Annotated in this window: 1 protein-coding gene; it reads left to right on the plus strand. The window is 40.7% G+C overall.

What is annotated here, in order from left to right:
- Positions 1-2: 2 nt before the first annotated feature.
- On the plus strand, positions 3-1,145 hold the full coding sequence (locus VT06_RS16765; protein ID WP_046555476.1) for an IS4 family transposase: 1,143 nt from the start codon (positions 3-5) through the stop codon (positions 1,143-1,145).
- Position 1,146: the final 1 nt, after the last annotated feature.

Below are 1,146 nucleotides of genomic sequence, written 5' to 3' on the forward strand. Positions count from 1 at the left end.
CTATGCACAAAGTTCGTCGACTAAGTTTGTTTGCCGCCATTGAAAGCACCATTAATGGCGGAGTACTTTCTGTTACCGGACTTGGCCGGAATATTGATAATGCTGCCCATGAAAAACATCGGATTAAACGTGTTGACCGACTATGTAGTAATGTCAATTTACAACAAGAAATCCCGCTGGTTTATAGTAAAATGTGTGCTGTTATTGTAGGTCAACATCGGCAACCTATCATTCATGTAGATTGGTCAGATATGGATGCGCGCAAACAGCATTTTCTCATTCGCGCATCGATTGCCGCACAGGGACGGTCATTAACGCTTTATGAGGAAATTCACCCCTTGAGCCTGAAGGAAAAACCGACAATACACCGGTTATTTATGCAAAAATTAAAGGCGATGTTACCGAAAGAGTGTAGACCTATTATCGTCACCGATGCGGGTTTTAGGATCCCGTGGTTTACTCTGATTGAATCACTTGGTTGGGACTATGTAGGCCGGGTAAGAAATCGCACATTTTGCAAGAAAAAATCAGATACTGCGTGGCTTCCGGTCAAGTCACTTTATCAATTAGGCACCTTGCGACCTAAAGATTTAGGACAATATCAACAAGGCATGCAACAGTCTTTTGAATCAAGAATGGTCGTTGTATGGCGCAAATCTAAGGGTCGAAAAGATAAAACAGCCACAGGAGAGAGTGCCAGAAGAAGTAAAAAATCAAGAGCCTGTGCAGAACGAGAAACAGAACCCTGGTTACTGGCTACATCGCTGAATAAAACACGTCAATTATCAAAAAAGGTAGTGAAGATATACGCCACTCGAATGCAAATTGAAGAGAGTTTTCGAGACTTAAAAACAGGGCTAAAAATGAATAATTGCGGCACTCGGAATTCGCCACGATTAAAAGTATTACTTCTCGTGGCGTTGGTTGCACAATACTTATTATTTTTACTTGGTTTAGCGGTAAAATCGTCAGGAAAGCATCGACGATATCAGGCGAACTCAATTAAAAACCGGAATGTGTTATCTAATCAATTTATTGGATTACGCGCATATAAAGATAAACAACTCAAACTACTAAAAAAGCACTGGCAAGCAGCGATTGATAAATTACGAACATTGATTGATGATCCGCAAGCGAGTTTTTAAA

Source organism: Arsukibacterium sp. MJ3, assembly GCF_000987765.1.
GTDB lineage: Bacteria > Pseudomonadota > Gammaproteobacteria > Enterobacterales > Alteromonadaceae > Alishewanella.